Origin of the sequence: Gordonia asplenii (assembly GCF_012933505.1) — a bacterium.
Taxonomy (GTDB): domain Bacteria; phylum Actinomycetota; class Actinomycetes; order Mycobacteriales; family Mycobacteriaceae; genus Gordonia; species Gordonia asplenii.
In genome coordinates this window covers 1-274 of sequence record NZ_JABBNB010000123.1, presented here as the reverse complement: position 1 = coordinate 274, position 274 = coordinate 1, and the positions used below count along the sequence as shown (strand labels likewise).

The following is a 274-nucleotide window of genomic DNA, read 5'->3' as shown; positions in this document are numbered from 1 at the left end:
GGAGGAACTCGTGGGTGCCGCCGGCCGAGTCGGTACGCACCAATACCGATTTGCCGACCCGATAGCCCGATGCCCGTGGTAGCTGAGCGAGAGCTGCGGCGGTGACCGTGATGTGGTCGGCTGCGGTGTTGGCGCCAGCGTTGCCCGGCCGCAGCAGGGTTGCTAGGGGTTCGCCGGTGCCCTGGCTGCCGTGGTCGACGAACGCGCACAGGGGGTGAAATCCGAAGCCGTGCTTGTAGGTTGGTGCCGCGTCCTGCTTCTCAGAGTGTGCGGT

General features: G+C 67.2%; 1 protein-coding gene. It reads right to left on the bottom strand.

Annotated features, from left to right (window positions below):
• Positions 1 to 274 (bottom strand): transposase (locus tag HH308_RS29455; protein ID WP_211188992.1); only part of this gene is annotated, 274 nt, incomplete at both ends.